An 18,430-nucleotide genomic window follows, 5' to 3' on the forward strand; every position below is an offset into this window, starting at 1 on the left:
GCCTGTGGGCTGTGCGCTTGACCACGGTGTTCTCCAGCCTGACGCGCTTCGTGGCGCGTCGTATCCATTTGTTGCGGGGTTTGGCCCCGGCTCGCGCGGATAACGACTCGCATCGCGCAGCGGGACAGCACCTCGTGTTGGAATCATAAGCCGATTGCCAACAGTGTGTCTGAATCTTTAAAGCGTTGTGTGGGCCACCCCACACCCGGCGGCGGCAGGGTTGCGGTGCAATGCGGCGGGCGGGTGCGGTGCAGCGAATTCGCTTCAAGTTTTTTGATGGAGGTATCCGCAAACGCCTACCGCCAGCGGCGGCAAGTTTTGTCACACTCAATACCGTTATCCAAAGGAATTGAGAGCCGACATCATGCTCCCCGCCATCTACATCTCACACGGTTCCCCCATGCTCGCGCTCGAGCCGGGCCGCAGCGGCGCCGCGTTCGACGCCCTCGGCGAAGTGCTGCGCCAGCGCAAGCCGCGCGCGGTGCTGATCGTCTCGGCGCACTGGATCTACAGCACGCTGGTGGTCGGCACCCGGCAGCGGCAGGAGGCCTGGCACGATTTCGGCGGCTTCCCGCGCGCGCTCTATGAACTGCGCTACGACGCACCTGGCTCCCCGGCGCTGGCCGACCGCGTCAAGGCGCTGGTGGAGGCCGCGCACGTTCCCGGCGCGGCGGTGGTGCTGCAGGACGACGAGCGGCCGCTGGACCATGGCGCGTGGATGCCGATGCGGCACTTCTTCCCGGACGCCGACGTCCCCGTGGTGCAACTGGCATTGAATCCGTATCTCCCGCCGGCGGCCCAGATCGGGATCGGGCGTGCGCTTGCGCCCCTGCGCGACGAAGGTGTGCTGGTGCTGGGCTCGGGCAGCTTTACCCACAACCTGCAGGAAGTCTTCGGCATCGGGGGCCGGCGCGAGCAGCACGGCTCGCCCGTCGAGCCCTATGTGGAGTCTTTCCGCGGCTGGATGATCGAGGCACTGGACGAGGCGCTCGCCAGCGGCGACACCACGCGCATTGCCGACTATCGCGCGCAGGCGCCGTACGCCCGCCGCGCGCATCCCACCGACGAGCACTTGCTGCCGTTCTTCGTAGCGCTGGGCGCGGCGCTGGGGCCGCATGACGGCTTGCCGGCGCAGAAGACGCTGCCGGCGGGTGTAGCACGGGTGGCCGACGATGTGACCTACGGCGTGCTGGCGATGGATACCTTCATGTTCGAGGGCGTGGGCACGGAACAGAGCGCTTTGACCAGCGCGACGGCCTGAGCCCGCAGGGCGCTGCTACCCTTTGCGGGCGGACAGGTAAGGGCGCGCCAGCCGGGCGCCCGCCAGGGCGATCCAGCCCATGGTGAGGGCGACCACGCCCAGCCCATATTGCAGGCTGCTCGCGTGGGCCACGCCGCCGATCATCACCGGCCCCAGCAGCAAGCCGATATACGCAAAGCGTGCCACGCGCGCGATCGCCTCGGCCGGCGCCACGCCCGGCAGCCGCGACGCGGCCACGAAGAAGATCGGCACCATGTTGGCCGCGCCCAGGCCCATCAGCGCAAAGCCGGTCAGGGTCGCCACCGGCACGGGCCACAGCAGCGCCAGCATGATGCCCACGAACGCCACCCAGGCACTGCCTGCGAGCGTGCGCGCGTCCGACCAGCGCGCGCGCAGGCGGTCGCCGCCAAAGCGGCCGCAAGCCATGCCGCCGGAAAAGGCGGCATAGCCGGCGCTGGTCCAGGCGTCGGGCGCCTGTGCCACTTCACGCATAAAGACGCTGGACCAGTCGTACATCGCCCCTTCGCCAACCAGCCCCAGGAAGGCCATCAGGCCCAGCAGCCAGAGCGCGCGCACCGCATGCGCGCGGTGGTGCGCGGAGGGCGACGGTACCGGATGGTCGTCCAGCAGCCACGGTGCCACGCCGGCGGTAACCGCCGCCGTCAGCGCCGCCATGCCGATGACGTGCGCCAGCGGCGGCACGCCCAGGCTCAGCAGTACGCCGCCAACGGCCGCGCCTGCCATACCGCCCAGGCTGAACATGCCGTGCAGCGCCGACATGACGGGCCGCGCGCGGCTGGCCTCCACCGTGGCGGCCTGCGCGTTCATGCCCACGTCGAAGGCCGCGTTGGCCATGCCGAAGGCAATCAGCGCCGGGATCAGCAAGGCAAATTGCGGCATGGCGAGAATGGCGGCGGTGGCGATCGCATAGACCAGGCCGCTGCGCCGGCAGGCGCTGGCGCTGCCCACGCGCGCCACCCACCGCCCCACCGGCCCCATCGCAGCGATGGCGCCCGCGGCCACCGCCAGCATGGCCAGGGACAGCACGGCATCCGACAGTCCGAAGCGGGCCTTGATGGTGGGGATGTGCACGCCCCAGGTGGCGAAGGTGGCGCCGTTGACGAAAAACAGCGCCATGGTGGCGCGCGCGGCGTGCTCCACGCGGCGCGCGCCGACCGGGGCAATGGCCGGAGCGGCGGAGGGGGGCGAAGGCGGCCGGGTCAGATTGCTGGAAGTGGAATCGGGCATGGATGCGGCGGGCATCTCCGGCCACGCGCGGTGGCGCCGAGGTGCCCTGGCGGGCGCTGCAGGGTAGTCGAGCCCCGCATCGTCGCATATCGGTGCGTCGGGCGCACGACCGTACCGTCCAGGCCCCTTTGCCCGCCGCTGCGTCCCTAGGCCGCCGCTGGGTGGCTGGATGTACGCAGCAGGCCGCGCCGGTGTAGCGCGAACCCGAAGGCAGCCAGCGCCATCAGCGCCAGCGCCACCATCACCCACAGCATCAGCCAGTAGCCGCCCGCGGCGCTCCACAGCAATGCGCCCAGCCAGGGGGCGGCGGCCTGCATCAGCAGCACCGGCGTCATCATCAGCCCGTTGAGCGTGGCGTAATGGTGGCGCGAGATCAGTTCCGGCATGGCCATGGCGCGCAGCATGGTGTTGACGCCGTTGGCGCAGCCGTAGAGCACGGCGGCCAGCATCAGCCACTTGCCGTAGCCGAGGGCAAAGCACAGCAGCCCCACGCTCATTACCACGTACACCGGCAGCGACAGCCGCAGCGGGTGGCGCACCGGGAAGCGCATCATCACCAGGCGGCCGACTACCTGGGCTGGTCCGATCAGTGCCGCCACCACCAGTTGTTCGCCCAGCGGCAGGCCCTTTTCGGTCAGCATCGGGATCAGGTGGGCGCCAAGCAGCGAAGCGATCACCGACAGCGCGGTGAAGGCCAGCACCACGGCCCAGAACACCGGCTGGCGCAAGGCCATGCGCGCAATACCGGGCTGCGCCGAGTTCTCCAGCGGAGCCGGCGCCGGGGCGGCGGCATAGGAGGCATGCGCCACGTAGCGCAGGCGCGCATGCAAGGGCGCGCAGACCAGCAGGTTGAGCCCGGCGAAGCACAGCAGCGTCTCGCGCCAGCCCAGGTGCAGCACCAGCCATTGCGCCAGCGGCACGAAGATGGTGCTGGCAAAGCCGGCCATCAGCGTCACGGTGACGATGGACTTCTGGTAGCCGTCGCCAAAGGCCTGGCGCAGCACCACGAAGGCGGGCTCGTACAGGGTGGTCGCCATGGCCAGCCCGAGCGGTATCCACATCAGCAGGAAGGCCGCCTGGTTCGGGCTCCACGCCCACAGCAGCAAACCGCAGCCCGCCAGCACCGATCCCGCGCACATCACGATGCGCGCCTGCACGCGGTCAAGCAGCCGGCCCACGGCAAACGAGCACATGGCCCAGACCAGCAGGCCCAGCGAATAGCCGCCGGCGAGGAAGGGTTTGGAGTAGCCCAGTGTCGCGCTCATCGGGGCGATAAAGACGGTGAAGGCGAAAAAAAGCGTGCCCCAGGAAATGGTCTCGGTGATGCCGAGGGTCCAGACCAGCTGACGTGGCGAGATAGGGGGCCTGCCGGGAGAAGCTTCGTGTCTTGTCATTGCGCGCCTGGACGCGGTCGTTGCCGCCGCGCCGGGGACCGCCGTGGAGGGGGACGGATGGCGCGAGTGGCGGCGAGGGCCAAGCGGGAATTGTAGCGGGCATCCGGGCGGAATGCCCACGTTGCGTCACATGTTTGCGGGCGGTCCTTTCAGCTCCACGACATTGCCATCGGGATCCTGCACGTAGATCGACGGGCCTTTGCCCTCGGCGCCGAAACGCATCTCCACCGGCCCCGGCTCCACCCCGTGCGCGCGCAGGTGGGTGCCAAGCGCATCCGCGTCGAAGGGATCGAGGCGCAGGCAGAAGTGGTCCAGGTTCCGGCCTTCCTTGCCGGGGCCGGCGCCGCCCGCGCGGCCGAGCGGGCCCTCCAGCGCGACCAGGTCGATCAGGCCGCCGCCGGCGCGCAACTGGATCAGGCCGAAGTCCGGCTGCACGCGTTCCAGGCTGCAGCCAAGCACGTCCACGTAGAAGCGCATCAGCGCCGTCACATTGCCGGTGCGCAGGACCAGGTGATCGATGCCGAGGATGTGGAACATGGCGTTTGACCTCGCTCAGATATCCGGAATCAGCCGCTTGCCCAGGCTGACGGCGTCATCCTGCGCGTACCCGAGGCTGCGGTAGAAGTCGATGACCCTGCTGTTGCCCGTGCGTACCAGCAGGTTGATCTTGGGGCAGCCGCGCTCGATCAGCAATTGCTCCGCATGCGCCATCAGGCGGCGGCCRTRRTCGCGGCGCTGGTRRTCSGGRTGCACSGCMAGGTAGTAGACCCAGCCGCGATGGCCGTCGAAGCCGACCATGGCCGATGCCACCGGCTGGCCATCCACTTCCCCGACCAGGAACAGCTCCGGCTGTTCAGTCAGCTTGCGGGCGATGTCTTTCTTCGGGTCGTTCCACGGCCGGGTCAGGCCGCAGGTTTGCCACAGGTCGATGATGGCGGCTTCGTCGGCAGCCAGGTAAGGGCGGATCTGCATGCGGATTGATGCGCCGCGGCACACGGCTGCATTGTTAAGTCCTTGACAGTGTAGCCGCGAAACCTGTGCCAGAATCGTTGCTCATCACCATCAAAACAAGCAGGATCACCCTGCACGGAGACCCCACAATGAGCGAAACGACTGCGCACGCCCGTGCCACCTTCAGCCACATGGAGCAAGGCACGCGCGAGGACTGGGCCGCGATATCCGCGGAGTTCATGCCGTTCGCGCAGGCGCTGGCCGACCGCGTGCTCGATCACCTCAAGCTGCTCGACGGCGATTACGGCGGCTTCCCCATCGACCGCCTGACCCACTGCCTGCAGACCGCCACGCTGGCCCACCGCGACGGGCGCGACGAAGAGTACGTGGTGTGCGCGCTGTTGCACGATATCGGCGATACGCTTGGCACGTTCAACCATCCCGACATCGCCGCCGCCATCCTCAAGCCTTTCGTCAGCCCGGAAAACCTCTGGATGGTCGAGAAGCACGGCGTGTTCCAGGGCTACTACTTCTTTCACCACCTCGGTCTCGACCGCAACCTGCGCGAGCAATTCCGCAGCCAGCCCGAACTGTTCGAACGCACCGCCGAGTTCTGCGCCAAGTACGACGGCGCGGCTTTCATGCGGGACTACGACACGCTGCCGCTGTCCTTCTTCGAGCCGATGGTGCGGCGGGTGTTCGCGCGTCCGCGCAACTCGATGTACGTGAAGGAAAACGAAAGCACGCTGGCGCGGCCGGCCTGAGCCTGCTTGCCTGAAATTGGATTTCTGTCTTGACGGAAATTTCCGAACGGATAAACTGTCAGGCATGGAACTTCAACCGGTCGCACAACGATTCGTCCTGCACTGGGGCGAAATGGGCTCGAAGTGGGGCGTCAATCGCACCGTCGCGCAGATTCACGCCCTGCTATTCCTTGCCGAGCATCCGCTGCCGGCCGAGGAAATCGCCGACACGCTGAACGTCGCGCGCTCCAACGTCAGCAACAGCCTGAAAGAGCTGCAGAACTGGAAGCTGATCCGCACCGTGCACATGATGGGCGACCGGCGCGATCACTTCGAGACCGTCACCGACGTGTGGGACCTGTTCCGCACCGTGGTGCGCGAGCGCAAGCAGCGCGAGTTCGATCCCACCATCGATGCCTTGCACGAATGCGTGAACAATCCCGCCTTCGCCAGGGAGAGCAAGGAAGTGCAGAAGCGCATCATCGCCACGCTGCAGCTGATGGAAACGCTGGGCAGCTGGGGCGACGAGATGCTGCGGCTCTCGCCCGACACACTGGTCAAGGTAATGAAACTGGGCGCGCGCATCCAGAAGCTGGTGCGTGGCGACCAGCGCGCCCGCGAAGCTGGCAAATAGCACAGGCATGAAGAGCCGGCCGCCATGGCGGCCGTTTTTTTGACTTGATATTTCTCTTTTAACAGAAATTATTGTAATTAAGGATGCTTGAGATGGACCCGGCCAGCGACACGCTCCATACCGTCATCCTCAACCTGCTGATCGTGCAGGGATTGATGGGCGCCTTCGACACCGTCTGGCACCACGAGCTGCGCTGCGCACTGCCGCAGCAGCACAACGCCGCGCCGGAGCTGCGCCTGCATGCGATCCGGGCGGTGCTGTACGGCGTGCTGTTCGCCGGCCTGGCGTGGTTTGCGTGGGGTGGCGCATGGCTGGTTCCCCTGTGGGCCATCATCGCCATCGAGATCCTGCTGACGCTGCGCGACTTCGTGGTGGAGGACCAGACCCGCAGCCTGCCGCCGAGCGAGCGGGTGACGCATACCGTGCTGGCCATCAACGGTGGCGTGATCTTCGGCCTGCTGGCGTGGCATTCGCAAGCGTGGTGGCACTTACCGACCGGCCTGCATCTCAATCCGCAAGGCTGGCAAAGCTGGGGGCTGAGCGTGTTTGCGCTGGGCGTGGCGGCGTCCGGGGTGCGCGATGCACTGGCGAGCCGCGCACTTGCCGACCGTGCCGGCACGGTGCCGGCGTTCGATTTTGCCGGGGCCGATACGGCGCGGCGCGCGCAATCCTTCCTGCTGACCGGCGGCACCGGTTTCATTGGCCAGGCGCTGGTGCGGGCACTGCTGGCGGACGGGCACCGCGTCACGATCTGGGCGCGCAACCCGCGCGTGGCATCGCAGCTGTTCGATGGCCGCGCGGCGTGCGTCGGTGCCCTCGCGGAACTCGATCCTGCCACGCGCTTCGATGTCGTGGTGAACCTCGCCGGCGCACCTATCCTGGGCTCGCGCTGGAGTGCCGCGCGCAAGCGCAGCCTGGTGGAGAGCCGCGTGGGCACCACGCGCGCGCTGACTGCCTGGCTAGCGTCGGCCACGCACCGGCCGCGTCTGCTGATCAACGGTTCGGCGGTGGGCTACTACGGCATCCAGGCCGACGACGATTTGCGCGATCGTACCGAAGCCAGCGCGCCGCAGGATATCTTCGCCTCGCAACTGTGCCGGGAATGGGAGCTGGCGGCGCGCGCCGTGGCCGGGCTCGGCATTCCGCTGGCCATCCTGCGCCTGGGTGTGGTCTACGGCCACCAGGGCGCGCTGCCGGCCATGATGATGCCGGTGCGGCTGGGCTTCGGCGGCCCGATGGGCAGCGGCCGCCAGGCGCAGAGCTGGGTCCACATCGACGACGTGCTTGGCGTGATCGCGTGGCTGTGCCGTGGAGCGGCGCCGGTAAGCGAAGGCGCCGTCGCCACCTACAACCTGGTAGCGCCCGAGACTCCCACGCAGGCCGGCCTGGTCCGCCGCGCCGCCGCTGTGCTGCGCCGCCCGGCCTGGATGCCGACGCCGGCCTGGCCCATGCGTCTTGCGCTGGGGGAGCAGGCCACGCTGCTGCTCGACGGGCTGCGCGCGGCGCCGGCGCGACTGCAGCAGGAAGGCTATGCCTTCCGCTTCCCGACCCTGCAACTGGCGCTGGAGGACCTGCTCGGCAACGGGCGGGCACGTGGATGAACACGCTCGCCGCGCATGCCACGGACGGTGGCCCGCAAAGCCTGTACGGGACCATGCTGGGGACCGCCCTTGCCAGCCTGCCGCCGGTGCTGCGGCGCGTGCATCGTGCCGAGGGCGTGCACTTGCGCGGCACGCTGAGCGTGCGCTGGAGTGCGCGGGGCTGGCTGCGGGCGCTGATGCGGCTGTCGGCGCTGCCCCGGCCCGCGGCGGCGGCGGCTTGCCTTGTGACCATCTCGCCAGAGCCCGCCGGCGAGCGCTGGCACCGCCGCATCGGCGGGCACATCGTGGCGAGCCGCATGCGGCACGCGCGGGCCGGGCAAGTGACCGAACGCCTGGGGCCGCTGGCCATCGTGCTGGCAACGCGTGTCGATGGCGCCGGGCGCCTGCGGCAGGCCAGCCGCGGCGTCAGCCTGTTCGGCCTGACCGTGCCGTGGCTGCACGTGCTGGCCAGCGAACGCGCACTGGATGCGGACCGCTATCGCTGCGACGTGCGCATATGGGCGCCACGCCTGGGCTACCTGCTGCGCTACGACGGCGTGCTCGCCATCCGCGAACCTGAACCTGATACTCACCCGGAGAATGTGGAATGAAGTCCGATCCGACCATCGGGCGCAATGCGTCCGTCAGCCTGCCCCGCATACCAGCGTGGATGCCCGCGGTATTGCGGCTGGCCGCGTTCTATAACCTGCTCTATGCGATTGCGCTGAGCCTGTGGCCGTCGCAGATCTTCGACTGGCTGGGCATGCCCGTCACGCCTGACGCCATGATCCGCTGCATCGGCATGATGGTGGGCGTCTACGCGCTGGGCTACTGGATCGCGGCGCAGGACATGCTGCGCTACTGGCCGCTGGTGGTGGTGGGCCTGGTGGGCAAGACGCTGGGGCCGCTGGGCTTCCTGCACGGAGCGCTGACTGGCGTCTTCGAATGGCGCAGCGGCTTGTTCGTGCTGTGCAGCGATCTGGCCTGGTGGGTGCCGTTCTGGGGGATGACGCTGTTCGCGTTGAAGTATCGGGACCGCTGATATTGCAGCGTCAGCAATGTCTCTACCCCTTCCATCGCGCATGGCGTGCCTGGCGGCTAGCAGACGCTGACGCAGGTGTTTCCCGCGCCGAGTCGTATAGCGGCATGCGTTCGGCGTGGAGAAACAAGGCTAGCTCGATGCCTCACGGTTGCCGGCATCCTCATAACACAATGCGGCGACCTGCCATCGCCCGTCACTGACCAGCCAGAGTTCCAGAAACCGGAATCGGGAGAGCACCCTCCCGTTCTGCCTCATTGAACCGGTGCCGGAGATCGTTGCCCACTCGGCGTGCTCCATCACGTCTTTTGTTTCATCATGAGCGTTCAATTCGTCAGCGCGCCATGCGTTTGCAGCCAAGCGTGTACGTATGTGTCCAAGTTGTTGCTGCTTGGTCAGGATCGTCTCGCCTCGCTTCACAAAGAAATGGGCGCTCTGCACGAAATCCAGCTGATCGATGTCGCCATATTTGTAGGCATCAATCCAAACATCTCTCATCTGCAACAGGCTGAATTCTGGTTTCATGCGCCTCCAGTAGTGCTATCTGCTCTACGACATCGCTTGGCTTGCTTTCAGTCAAGCTGGCCGCATCACGCAGTCCATCGCTACAAAGCTCATCTCGGACGGCATCCAGGATCCCTTCACCGACACTAAAGGGCGATGCCGCGCCTTGTTGAATTCAAGCACGCCGGACGCTTCGTCGTCCCGCCTTTGCTCAATCCCCRAGCAAAATCAGAAATTTCCCAACCAACGCTCGCGCCGTATCGAGTAAAGATTGAGGCACTCCAAATTTCACTCATAGGAGGTGCACTCAAATGGCGCTACCCAATACGCCCCCTAATACGCCCTTTCGCTCATGCGGGCACGTTCTGCATACCCGGCCAGCCCTGTTCGTGCTGGTCAACTACGCGCCGGGGGACGGCCAGCCGGACTGGTGCAATGCCGCTTGCGAATTCGTGGAGGAGGGCAACGCCGATGCCGGCTCCGCACTGGCCGTCCATATCTCACCCTTTGATGCACTGCTGAACGCCGCGTTCGTGTCTGGCCCGGGCAAGCCGTATCACGTCGTGCATGCGGCGGCTTTCGATCCCCGGACGTTGATCCGGGATAGCGGCGGAAAGCTCCATGTCAACCTGCACTGTGGCTGGGCTGCGAGCGATGGCCGGATCGTGGTCCGGCGCAAAGGGGCGCTCGCCAGTGTCTGCATGGTGCAGACCGAAGAGATCCYGGAAGCGCGGCGCGATGCCATCGACCTCGAGATCGACCAGGACGGCATTGCCAAGTACGAACGGCTGCGTGAACACGCCGGGCTGTTCGCGCACGCGGATTCGCACTGCCTGCTGGAAACCTGGACGGAACAGCAACGGCATCAGGCCGTGGCGCTGGCCATACAGCGCATGCCGGGAACGGTCCCCGTGGGGGCGCAGATCAACCAGGTAGCCCTTTACGACCCCGAAGCCGCGCAATGGCACTTCGTGCCCATCGAGGTGTTCTTCGGAGAACCGGTCCGCAAGGTGAATGCCTGAACGGTCGGCTTCAGGCTGATGGCCGAAGCCACCGCAAGAACACACGATTCGTGGAGACTTCCAATGATGGATATTCGATGTGCGCTTCGCAATGGGGACCGCACCAGTAACAACGGCGTGCTGATCGGCACCGGGGAGATGACGCAAGACGGCGTGCAGGTCGGCGTCGAGGGGGACTTTGCCACCTGCCCGGTGTGCAAGAGTGGTGGCACTGTCACCAACGATTGCTATCCGGCCTTTAGCCTGATGGACAAGCAGGTCCTGGTGGAAGGCGCTCGCGTCAACTGCAAGTGTGCCGTCAAGCCGTTCGTCATTGCCTCGCAGAACACCTTCACGATTCAGGTGACCCATGGCGGCCGCACGCCTATGCCGACGCATAGCGCTGTCGCCGAGCCGGTGGAGGCATCGAACAAGCTGGTGGAGGGGGCGCGCCAGTCAACACCGGAAGACGATCCCACGCTGATCTGCCAGAACATGAGCAACGCGGAGTTCTATTCCACGATGAACCGGCTGCGCGACAAGGCTGTGCGCCTGATGGGTGATCGACTGGTGGAGCTGGACCGGTGGAATCGGGCGGATCAGGACAAGGTCCGCCTTTGGTTTGGCAATGCGAGGGAGGATACGCGCGAGACATTGCGTGATGGGTTGGCCCGGATGCGGGAGATCATGCGTGGGCTGACCGACAGGAACTATGAGCGCCAAACAAAGGAAGCGCTCGCCCGGGTTGGGTGCGTGCCGCGCGCGAAGGGTGATGAGATTCCAGCAGCTGCCTCCATCTGCAAGCCGGACGGGACGTATTCAATTTTTATTGGGCACCTTTTCTGCACGATGCCGGATGAGGCTAATTGAAATAATGTTACTCCATCGGCCAATGATTCCAAACTAACGACTTTGATTCATGAGGTGTCGCATTTTCCATCTGCAATGGATGCGGTGGATTCATGGAGTAATATCAAGTGGGCACAAAAGCAGGCTGCTCGTGATAAGTTCTGCCTGAATAACGCGGATAGCATCGCTGCCTACGTTGCAAAAATTCCAAATTGGGATGGATTGACGCCGGTATGGAGGCCATAGTGAAACAGCTATTCGTCGCGACTGTATTTTTATTTTCATTTCCCACAATAGGGTGCACCTTGGGGTATGTTGACTATGAGCCCGTGTTTTCAAATGGTCGATCTGATCTATCGGCAAGTGAGGTCCTGCGCCTGGCAAATTGGCGGGCACAACTTAGGCTGTGGCTCCCGAGTGGAGGGAAGTATCTGGTCTATGTTCGCCAGAATGCGCGCGTAGGTGTGTCAGCCAAGCTGGCGGAGCAGAGGCGAAAGAACCTGTTGTCTACGCTTTCGAATATGGGTATCGACAAGGTGGACATTGAGGAATCAGCTGTCCGTAGATTTCGCGACGGCCTGAGGCCAGGTCAAGAACTGCGCCATCTCACCAATGTTGCTGAGATTTCAATCATCCCGCGCTGCCCCCATCCGTGCTGTCCCGGACCRCAACCAATTGATGCGMAACAAGGTGATCGGGGGTATCATGACCAAAGCAAATTGGCCGGAATCGGCGAGTTCGTATCGGCGGTGGATCGGTCGCGCCATGCTGGCGATGTACCTGTCGAGTAGCGTGGCCTTCGCCTTGATTGCCTTTGTGTCGCCAGTCCTCGCCTGCCATCCTCCATATATTGAGTACGAGCCAATTTATGAGTCTGGTCGCACTAATCTTTCCGCCGGCGAGATACATCGGATGGCGGATTGGAGGAGCAAGACTCGACTGGCGTTCCCAAATAGCGGTCAATATTACATTTCTGTTCAGGAGAATCCACGAGTTGGGGTATCGGTGCATCTGGCGAAGATTCGGTTGCGCAACTTGAAGACTCTGCTATTGAATTTTGGTGTTGAGGATTCGGATATCTTTGATACAGAAATAAAGAACTATGGATACGGTGCGCCGCCAAACGCCGAAGCACGGAGGCTGGCAAGTACGGCGTATATATCCATCAACCCGCGCTGCCCCCATCCGTGCTGTCCTGGGCCACAACCAATTGATGCGAAACAAGCTGATCGGGGGAATCATGACCAACCGAAATAGACCAGGATCGGCGAGTTCGTATCGGCGGTGGGTCGGATGCGCCATGCTGGCGATGTGCCTGTCGAATAGCGTGGCCTTCGCTTGCAGTCCACGCGTGAAGGGAGTAGACCTTCAGTTCCCGAAGAATGTACACACGCTGAATGCCAGTGCGGCACTCAAGCTTGGGACTTGGCTCGCGGACCTGCGGGTTCACTACCCGAACTACGACTATTTCTTCATTGCGGCATATCTGGTCGGTGGCGATACAGGTGGGAGGCAACTTGTCAGCGCGCGTGCCGAGACAGTTCGTCACTTTCTTGTCAGCCGGGGATTCAATCCCACAAGGATTCATACCAGCGCACGGGCAACGTTCCTGGATGATCCCGCAATGGGGGAGGCAGGTCGCGCGGTAGGGGTCGATTTTCTTCCTGCATGCCCACATGCCTGTTGCGACATGCCTACTCATAGGGTGAAGTTCACCGGGCTGCCGATGCCAGAAGATACGGGCATCGCTCACCAGTAAGGGCCAAGTTTGGCCGTCAGCGGACGAAAGAGTCGATCAATGCGATTCAGGCGCTGCGGGACGAAGGACACTGAGTTTCGCATAACGAGATGTGCAGTGCCATCTTGCAGTGTGAAGCGCGTATTGGCTCCGACAGCAGCCACGCCGGAAACAAAAAGACCCCACATTTCCAAAAAATGTGGGGTCCGACAACAACCGAAGCGCCCCCTCGCGGCAGCGCTCCGTTCAACCTGAAACTCAAGCCACCTGCTGCGCCGACTCCGGATGCCGGAACTGCTCCAGCAGCGCCGTCCAGCGCGTACGCACCTTCGCCAGGTTGTCGTCCTTGACATGCCCGAAGCCGCGAATGTCGTCCGGCAGGCTCGCCAGCGTGATCGCGGTTGCGTGGTTGGCCGCGCTCAGGCCGCTCGTCAGCTCGTCCAGCAAGGCACGATACTCGCCGATCAGCGCGCGTTCGGTGCGGCGCTCGGCGGTCTTGCCGAACACATCGAACACGCCGCCGCGCAGGCCTTTCAGCCTGGCGAGCACGCCGAAGAGCTTCATCGTGGACGGGCCGAAGCGGCGCTTTACCAGATGCCCCTTCTCATCGCGCTTGGCCATCAGCGGTGGCGCCAGCCAGAAATTGAGCTGGTAGTCGCGGCCGGGCTCGCCTTCGAACTGGTTGCGCAGCTTGTCGAGGAAGACCGGGTCGGTATAGAGCCGCGCGACTTCGTACTCGTCCTTGTAGGCCATCAGCTTGGCAAGATTGCGCGCCGCCGCTTCGGTCACCGGCAACGGCTTGCCGCTGCCGACCAGCGCGCTTTCCGTTGCGCGCACACGGTTCACCGCGTCGCGGAAGGTCTGCGCGTATGCCGCATCCTGATAGGCAGTCAGGTGTTCGGCGCGGTACGCAATCAGCTTTTCCAGCATGGCGCCGGAGGAGGTGGGCAGCTTGACTACCTCGGCGCCTTCGGCGGTGCTGCGCAGTTTGCCGGTGAGCGACAGCACATGCTCAGGGTCGTGCGCCATGTGGCGGCCCCAGTCGAATGCCGCCTTGTTCTTTTCCACCGCCGTGCCGTTGAGTTCGATGGCGCGCACCAGCGCGTCCAGCGATAGCGGCAGCCATCCCTTCTGCCAGGCGTAGCCCAGCACCAGCGGGTTGGTAAAGATGGCGTCGCCGATCAGCGCCACGGCCAGGCCGCTGGCGTTGATGAAGTCACAAGCTTCGCCGACCGCGTTGCGCACATCCTGTTCTGCCGACAGGCCGGGGAACTGCCACTTGGGGTTCTTGATGAACTCGGCGGTGGGCGTCTGCGCGGTGTTGATGACGGCACGCGTGCGCCCGACCTGGGTCTTGGAGATGACGTCATCGATGGCGCTGACGATGGCGTCGCAGCCGATCACCAGGTCCGCCTCGCCCATGGCGATGCGGGTGGCGTGGAGCTGGTCGGGATGCGCCGCGATCTGCACGTGCGACAGCACCGCACCGCCTTTCTGCGCCAGGCCCGCCATGTCGAGCACGGTCACGCCCTTGTTCTCCAGGTGCGCCGCCATGCCCAGCAGGCCGCCGATGGTGACGACGCCGGTGCCGCCTACGCCCGTGACCAGCACGCCAAAGGGATGGTCAAGCCCAGGCAGCACGGGTTCCGGCAATGCGGGCAGGTTGTCCATCGACACGCCGTGGCGCTCGGGCTTCTTCACCTGCGCGCCTTCCGCCGTGACGAAGCTCGGGCAGAAGCCGTTGACGCACGAGAAGTCCTTGTTGCACGATGACTGGTTGATCTGGCGCTTGGTGCCAAGCTCCGTTTCCAGCGGTTCCACCGACAGGCAGTTGGACTTCACCGAGCAATCGCCACAGCCTTCGCAGACCGCGTCGTTGATGAAGGCGCGCTTTGCCGGATCGGGGTAAGTGCCGCGCTTGCGGCGGCGCCGCTTCTCGGTGGCGCAGGTCTGGTCGTAGATCAGGATGGTGGCGCCGGGCACCTCGCGCAGTTCGCGCTGGATCCTGTCGAGCTGGTCGCGGTGATGCACTTCCACGCCTTGCGGCAGCTTGATGGCCGCGCTGTATTTCTCTGGCTCGTCGGTGACGACGACGATCTTTTTCGCGCCTTCGGCCGCGACCTGGAAGGCAACGTCCTGCACCGACAGCTTGCCGTCGACGGGCTGGCCGCCGGTCATGGCCACCGCGTCGTTGTAGAGGATCTTGTAGGTGATGTTGACGTTGGCAGCGATCGACGCGCGGATCGCCAGCAGCCCGGAGTGGAAGTAGGTGCCGTCGCCCAGGTTGGCGAACACATGCTTGTCGCCGGCGAAGGGCGCCTGCCCGATCCATGCCACGCCTTCGCCGCCCATCTGGCTGAAGGTGCTGGTGCTGCGGTCCATCCACACCGTCATGTAATGGCAGCCGATGCCGGCCAGCGCGCGCGAGCCTTCGGGCACGTTGGTCGACGTATTGTGCGGGCAGCCCGAGCAGAACCAGGGCTTGCGCTCGGCCGCCACGCGCGGCACGGCCATGGCTTTTTCCTTGGCCTCGATCACCGCGATGCGCGCGGCAATGCGGGCGCGCACGTCCGACGGCAGTTCGAACTTTTCGAGCCGGGTGGCGATGGCGCGCGCGATGATGGCGGGCGACAGTTCATAGTGCGCCGGCAGCAGCCAGTTGCTCTGCGGGATCGACCATTCGCCGCCTGCGTTGTCCTTTTCGTCAAACTTGCCGTAAACCTTGGGCCGCACATCGTCGCGCCAGTTGTACAGCTCTTCCTTGAGCGCGTACTCCATGATCTGGCGCTTTTCCTCGACCACCAGGATTTCCTGCAGGCCTTCGGCAAAGGCGCGCGCGCCGTGCGCTTCCAGCGGCCACACGCAGCCCACCTTATACAGGCGGATGCCGATGCGCGCGCAGGTCTCGTCGTCCAGGCCCAGGTTGGCCAGCGCCTGGCGCGTGTCGAGATAAGCCTTGCCGCCCGTCATGATGCCGAAGCGGGCATGCGGCGAATCGATCTCGATACGGTCGATCTTGTTGGCGCGTACATAGGCCAGGCCGGCGTACCACTTGTAGTCCAGCAGGCGCGCCTCCTGTTCCAGCGGCGGATCGGGCCAGCGGATATTGAGGCCGCCCGGCGGCAGGATGAAATCCTCCGGCAGCACGATTTCCACGCGGTGCGGATCCAGTTCCACCGAGGCCGACGATTCCACCACGTCGGTCACGCACTTCATCGACACCCACAGGCCGGAGTAGCGGCTCATGGCCCAGGCGTGCAGGCCGTAGTCGAGGTATTCCTGCACGTTCGAGGGGTAGAGCACCGGCAGGCCGCAAGCCTTGAAGATGTGCTCGGACTGGTGCGCCAGCGTGGACGATTTGGCCGCGTGGTCGTCGCCCGCCAGCACCAGCACGCCGCCGTGCTTCGAGGAGCCGGCGGAGTTTGCGTGCTTGAAGACGTCGCTGGTGCGGTCCACGCCCGGACCTTTGCCGTACCACATGCCGAATACGCCTTCGAACCTGGCGTCCGGGTACATATTGACCTGCTGCGAGCCCCATACGGAAGTGGCGGCCAGATCCTCGTTCAATCCCGCCTGGAACACGATGTCGTGCGCGGCCAGGTGCTGCTTGGCCTTCCACAGCGATTGGTCCAGCGCGCCCAGCGGCGAGCCGCGATAGCCGGAGATAAAGCCCGCGGTGTTCAGGCCGGCGGCGCGGTCGCGCTCGCGTTGCAACATCGGCAGGCGTACCAGGGCCTGCGTGCCGCTGATATAGACGCGGCCGCGTTCTAGCGTGTATTTATCTTCGAGGGAAACGTTTTCGAGCGCGCGGCGGAGGGCGTCGCTGACCGGAGGGGTCAGTGGGGCATTCATAGGTGCTCCTCTATGGGGCATGCAGTCGGGATCGCCGACTCACTTCAGTTGTGGGCGACCGTGCGCCGCCTCTTGTGAAGGCGGAAAACGGCCGTGTCTCTTTGGCGCATGGTAGCACCGCGCCGGAGGGCGCGGCACCTTGCGATGCAGCAAAAAGTGCGGCTGCGCGGGGCGTGGTTTCCCGTATGGACACGCTTCGCGTGTACACTGCGTTGCAAACAGGTTTACGCAACAAACGGGCAGATGCGAGCCGGGCGTCATATCTCAAGGGATCACGCCGTGGTGCAACCCGCCCCATCCGAGGCCGACCGGCCTCCAGGACCCAACATGACTATTTCCTCCCGCCAGGGCACTGCGACCCTGGCTGTGCTGATCGACGCCGACAATGCGGCGCCCGCCATCGTCGAAGGCCTGCTGGCCGAAGTCGCCAAGTATGGCGTGGCCGCCGTCAAGCGGATCTACGGCGACTGGACCAAGCCCAACCTGGCCGGCTGGAAGGAGCGCCTGCTCTCGCACTCCATCCAGCCGATCCAGCAGTTCCGCTACACGGTAGGCAAGAACGCCACCGATAGCGCGATGATCATCGACGCGATGGACCTGCTGTACACAGGCCGCTTCGACGGCTTCTGCATCGTTTCCAGCGACAGCGATTTCACTCGCCTGGCCTCGCGTATCCGCGAGCAGGGGCTCACCGTGTACGGCTTCGGCGAACGCAAGACGCCCAAGCCATTCGTCACGGCCTGCGACAAGTTTATTTTTGCCGACGTGCTGCGCAGCGACAGCGATGCCGACACCGATACGGAATCCGACGGTGCCGCCGCGCCCGCGCGCAAGCGCAACAGCGGTGAGCTGCGCCAGGATTCGCGCCTGGTGCGCCTGCTGCAAAGCGCCTCGCAAGCGGTGTCGGACGAAGAGGGCTGGGCCACGCTCGGCGGCATGGGCAACCATATCGCCAAGCAGGCACCCGAGTTCGATTCGCGCAACTATGGCTATGGCAAGCTCTCCGAGTTGGTGGCTGCCACCGGCCTGTTCGAAGTCGAGACTCGCAACGGCGGCAACAACAAGACGCTGTGGGTGCGGCTGAAGCGCCGTTCGAAGCCGGGTGAGGGCGAGGCTCGTCAAGGTGAAGACCGTCAGGGCGAGGGTCGCCAAGGCGAGAACCGCCAAGGCGAGAACCGTCAAGGCGAGAATCGTCAGGGCGAGAACCGCCAGGGCGAGAACCGCCAGGGCGAGAACCGCCAGGGCGAGAACCGCCAGGGCGAGAACCGCCAGGGCGAGAACCGCCAGGGCGAGAACCGTCAGGGCGAGAACCGCCAGGGCGAGAACCGCCAGGGCGAGAACCGTCAGGAGGAGAACCGCCAGGGTGAGAATCGCGAGCGGCGCGAAAAGCGCGGTCGCCGTAACGACAACCGTCGCGGCGATGGTCGTCAAGGCGATGATCGCCTGGCTTCCCAGCAACAGTACGGATCGCGCCCGGCGCCCGCGCAGCAGCCGGCGCTGCCTGTCCAGCCCGCACCGCTGCCCGAACTCGCTGCCCCCGCGCCCGTGAGCCAGCCTGTCGCCACCTTCGTGGTCGATCCGATGGATGCCCTGGAGCGTGAAGCGCTGGCCCTCGATGGCGATGAGCAGCAGGCAG

Annotated in this window: 16 protein-coding genes and 1 pseudogene; 11 read left to right on the plus strand and 6 right to left on the minus strand. The window is 65.0% G+C overall.

Annotation, left to right across the window (positions count from 1 at the left end; genetic code table 11):
• Window positions 1-364: 364 nt before the first annotated feature.
• On the plus strand, window positions 365-1,261 hold the full coding sequence (locus AC1DN0_RS01630) for a DODA-type extradiol aromatic ring-opening family dioxygenase (RefSeq protein ID WP_441632951.1): 897 nt from the start codon (window positions 365-367) through the stop codon (window positions 1,259-1,261).
• 15 nt (window positions 1,262-1,276) lie between these two features.
• Here the strand turns inward: AC1DN0_RS01630 and AC1DN0_RS01635 are convergent, their stop codons facing one another.
• The 4 genes from AC1DN0_RS01635 to AC1DN0_RS01650 form a co-directional block, all read right to left on the minus strand.
• A complete protein-coding gene (locus AC1DN0_RS01635) occupies window positions 1,277-2,509 on the minus strand; it encodes an MFS transporter (RefSeq protein ID WP_441632953.1) in 1,233 nt (410 codons plus the stop codon).
• A 146-nt stretch (window positions 2,510-2,655) separates the two neighbouring features.
• On the minus strand, window positions 2,656-3,903 hold the full coding sequence (locus tag AC1DN0_RS01640; RefSeq protein ID WP_441632955.1) for an MFS transporter: 1,248 nt from the start codon (window positions 3,901-3,903) through the stop codon (window positions 2,656-2,658).
• Window positions 3,904-4,029: 126 nt separating this feature from the next.
• Window positions 4,030-4,440 carry a VOC family protein gene (locus AC1DN0_RS01645; protein WP_441632957.1) on the minus strand — a complete coding sequence of 137 codons (411 nt, stop codon included), beginning with the start codon at window positions 4,438-4,440 and terminating at the stop codon, window positions 4,030-4,032.
• Between the two features lie 15 nt (window positions 4,441-4,455).
• The gene (locus AC1DN0_RS01650; protein ID WP_477145489.1) at window positions 4,456-4,875 is read right to left on the minus strand and encodes a GNAT family acetyltransferase; all 420 of its coding nucleotides are present in this window, start codon (window positions 4,873-4,875) and stop codon (window positions 4,456-4,458) included.
• A 128-nt stretch (window positions 4,876-5,003) separates the two neighbouring features.
• Here AC1DN0_RS01650 and AC1DN0_RS01655 point away from each other — a divergent pair, with 128 nt between their 5' ends.
• From AC1DN0_RS01655 to AC1DN0_RS01675, 5 genes are all read left to right on the plus strand, one after another.
• Window positions 5,004-5,618: an HD domain-containing protein gene (locus tag AC1DN0_RS01655; protein ID WP_441632961.1), complete on the plus strand. Its 615-nt coding sequence runs from the start codon at window positions 5,004-5,006 to the stop codon at window positions 5,616-5,618.
• Window positions 5,619-5,682: 64 nt separating this feature from the next.
• Window positions 5,683-6,231, plus strand: coding sequence for a GbsR/MarR family transcriptional regulator (locus tag AC1DN0_RS01660; RefSeq protein ID WP_035862436.1), 549 nt, complete (start codon window positions 5,683-5,685; stop codon window positions 6,229-6,231).
• Window positions 6,232-6,323: 92 nt separating this feature from the next.
• Entirely contained in the window at window positions 6,324-7,832 is a 1,509-nt protein-coding gene (locus tag AC1DN0_RS01665) for a TIGR01777 family oxidoreductase (protein WP_477102473.1), read from the plus strand.
• Window positions 7,829-8,422: a DUF4166 domain-containing protein gene (locus tag AC1DN0_RS01670; protein WP_441632966.1), complete on the plus strand. Its 594-nt coding sequence runs from the start codon at window positions 7,829-7,831 to the stop codon at window positions 8,420-8,422. The genes AC1DN0_RS01665 and AC1DN0_RS01670 overlap by 4 nt, the downstream gene beginning before the upstream one ends.
• Entirely contained in the window at window positions 8,419-8,853 is a 435-nt protein-coding gene (locus AC1DN0_RS01675; protein WP_441632968.1) for a hypothetical protein, read from the plus strand. Before AC1DN0_RS01670 ends, AC1DN0_RS01675 begins: the two co-directional genes overlap by 4 nt.
• A 129-nt stretch (window positions 8,854-8,982) precedes the next feature.
• On the opposite strand, the gene AC1DN0_RS01680 is transcribed toward AC1DN0_RS01675, so the two are convergent.
• On the minus strand, window positions 8,983-9,375 hold the full coding sequence (locus AC1DN0_RS01680) for a hypothetical protein (RefSeq protein WP_441632970.1): 393 nt from the start codon (window positions 9,373-9,375) through the stop codon (window positions 8,983-8,985).
• Between the two features lie 290 nt (window positions 9,376-9,665).
• On the opposite strand from AC1DN0_RS01680, the gene AC1DN0_RS01685 reads away from it, so the two are divergent.
• From AC1DN0_RS01685 to AC1DN0_RS01700, 4 genes are all read left to right on the plus strand, one after another.
• The gene (locus AC1DN0_RS01685) at window positions 9,666-10,376 is read left to right on the plus strand and encodes a hypothetical protein (RefSeq protein ID WP_477145490.1); all 711 of its coding nucleotides are present in this window, start codon (window positions 9,666-9,668) and stop codon (window positions 10,374-10,376) included.
• 63 nt (window positions 10,377-10,439) lie between these two features.
• A complete protein-coding gene (locus AC1DN0_RS01690; RefSeq protein ID WP_441632974.1) occupies window positions 10,440-11,225 on the plus strand; it encodes a PAAR domain-containing protein in 786 nt (261 codons plus the stop codon).
• A gap of 684 nt (window positions 11,226-11,909) precedes the next feature.
• Entirely contained in the window at window positions 11,910-12,461 is a 552-nt protein-coding gene (locus AC1DN0_RS01695; protein WP_441632976.1) for a hypothetical protein, read from the plus strand.
• A gap of 43 nt (window positions 12,462-12,504) precedes the next feature.
• On the plus strand, window positions 12,505-12,963 hold the full coding sequence (locus AC1DN0_RS01700) for an OmpA family protein (protein WP_441632978.1): 459 nt from the start codon (window positions 12,505-12,507) through the stop codon (window positions 12,961-12,963).
• 237 nt (window positions 12,964-13,200) lie between these two features.
• Here the strand turns inward: AC1DN0_RS01700 and AC1DN0_RS01705 are convergent, their stop codons facing one another.
• Window positions 13,201-16,794 carry an indolepyruvate ferredoxin oxidoreductase family protein gene (locus AC1DN0_RS01705; protein ID WP_441632980.1) on the minus strand — a complete coding sequence of 1,198 codons (3,594 nt, stop codon included), beginning with the start codon at window positions 16,792-16,794 and terminating at the stop codon, window positions 13,201-13,203.
• 327 nt (window positions 16,795-17,121) lie between these two features.
• On the opposite strand from AC1DN0_RS01705, the pseudogene AC1DN0_RS01710 reads away from it, so the two are divergent.
• Window positions 17,122-17,904, plus strand: a pseudogene (locus AC1DN0_RS01710) (NYN domain-containing protein); the annotation flags it as partial.
• Window positions 17,905-18,430: the final 526 nt, after the last annotated feature.

The organism is Cupriavidus sp. 05N39, from assembly GCF_056397325.1.

What these genes read in the sequence shown, in the direction of transcription:
- AC1DN0_RS01630 (WP_441632951.1), top strand. Translation starts at nt 365, where the DNA reads ATGCTCCCCGCCATCTACATCTCACACGGTTCCCCCATGCTCGCGCTC.
- AC1DN0_RS01635 (WP_441632953.1), bottom strand. Translation starts at nt 2,509, where the DNA reads ATGCCCGATTCCACTTCCAGCAATCTGACCCGGCCGCCTTCGCCCCCC.
- AC1DN0_RS01640 (WP_441632955.1), bottom strand. Translation starts at nt 3,903, where the DNA reads ATGACAAGACACGAAGCTTCTCCCGGCAGGCCCCCTATCTCGCCACGT.
- AC1DN0_RS01645 (WP_441632957.1), bottom strand. Translation starts at nt 4,440, where the DNA reads ATGTTCCACATCCTCGGCATCGATCACCTGGTCCTGCGCACCGGCAAT.
- AC1DN0_RS01655 (WP_441632961.1), top strand. Translation starts at nt 5,004, where the DNA reads ATGAGCGAAACGACTGCGCACGCCCGTGCCACCTTCAGCCACATGGAG.
- AC1DN0_RS01660 (WP_035862436.1), top strand. Translation starts at nt 5,683, where the DNA reads ATGGAACTTCAACCGGTCGCACAACGATTCGTCCTGCACTGGGGCGAA.
- AC1DN0_RS01665 (WP_477102473.1), top strand. Translation starts at nt 6,324, where the DNA reads ATGGACCCGGCCAGCGACACGCTCCATACCGTCATCCTCAACCTGCTG.
- AC1DN0_RS01670 (WP_441632966.1), top strand. Translation starts at nt 7,829, where the DNA reads ATGAACACGCTCGCCGCGCATGCCACGGACGGTGGCCCGCAAAGCCTG.
- AC1DN0_RS01675 (WP_441632968.1), top strand. Translation starts at nt 8,419, where the DNA reads ATGAAGTCCGATCCGACCATCGGGCGCAATGCGTCCGTCAGCCTGCCC.
- AC1DN0_RS01680 (WP_441632970.1), bottom strand. Translation starts at nt 9,375, where the DNA reads ATGAAACCAGAATTCAGCCTGTTGCAGATGAGAGATGTTTGGATTGAT.
- AC1DN0_RS01690 (WP_441632974.1), top strand. Translation starts at nt 10,440, where the DNA reads ATGATGGATATTCGATGTGCGCTTCGCAATGGGGACCGCACCAGTAAC.
- AC1DN0_RS01695 (WP_441632976.1), top strand. Translation starts at nt 11,910, where the DNA reads ATGACCAAAGCAAATTGGCCGGAATCGGCGAGTTCGTATCGGCGGTGG.
- AC1DN0_RS01700 (WP_441632978.1), top strand. Translation starts at nt 12,505, where the DNA reads ATGCTGGCGATGTGCCTGTCGAATAGCGTGGCCTTCGCTTGCAGTCCA.
- AC1DN0_RS01705 (WP_441632980.1), bottom strand. Translation starts at nt 16,794, where the DNA reads ATGAATGCCCCACTGACCCCTCCGGTCAGCGACGCCCTCCGCCGCGCG.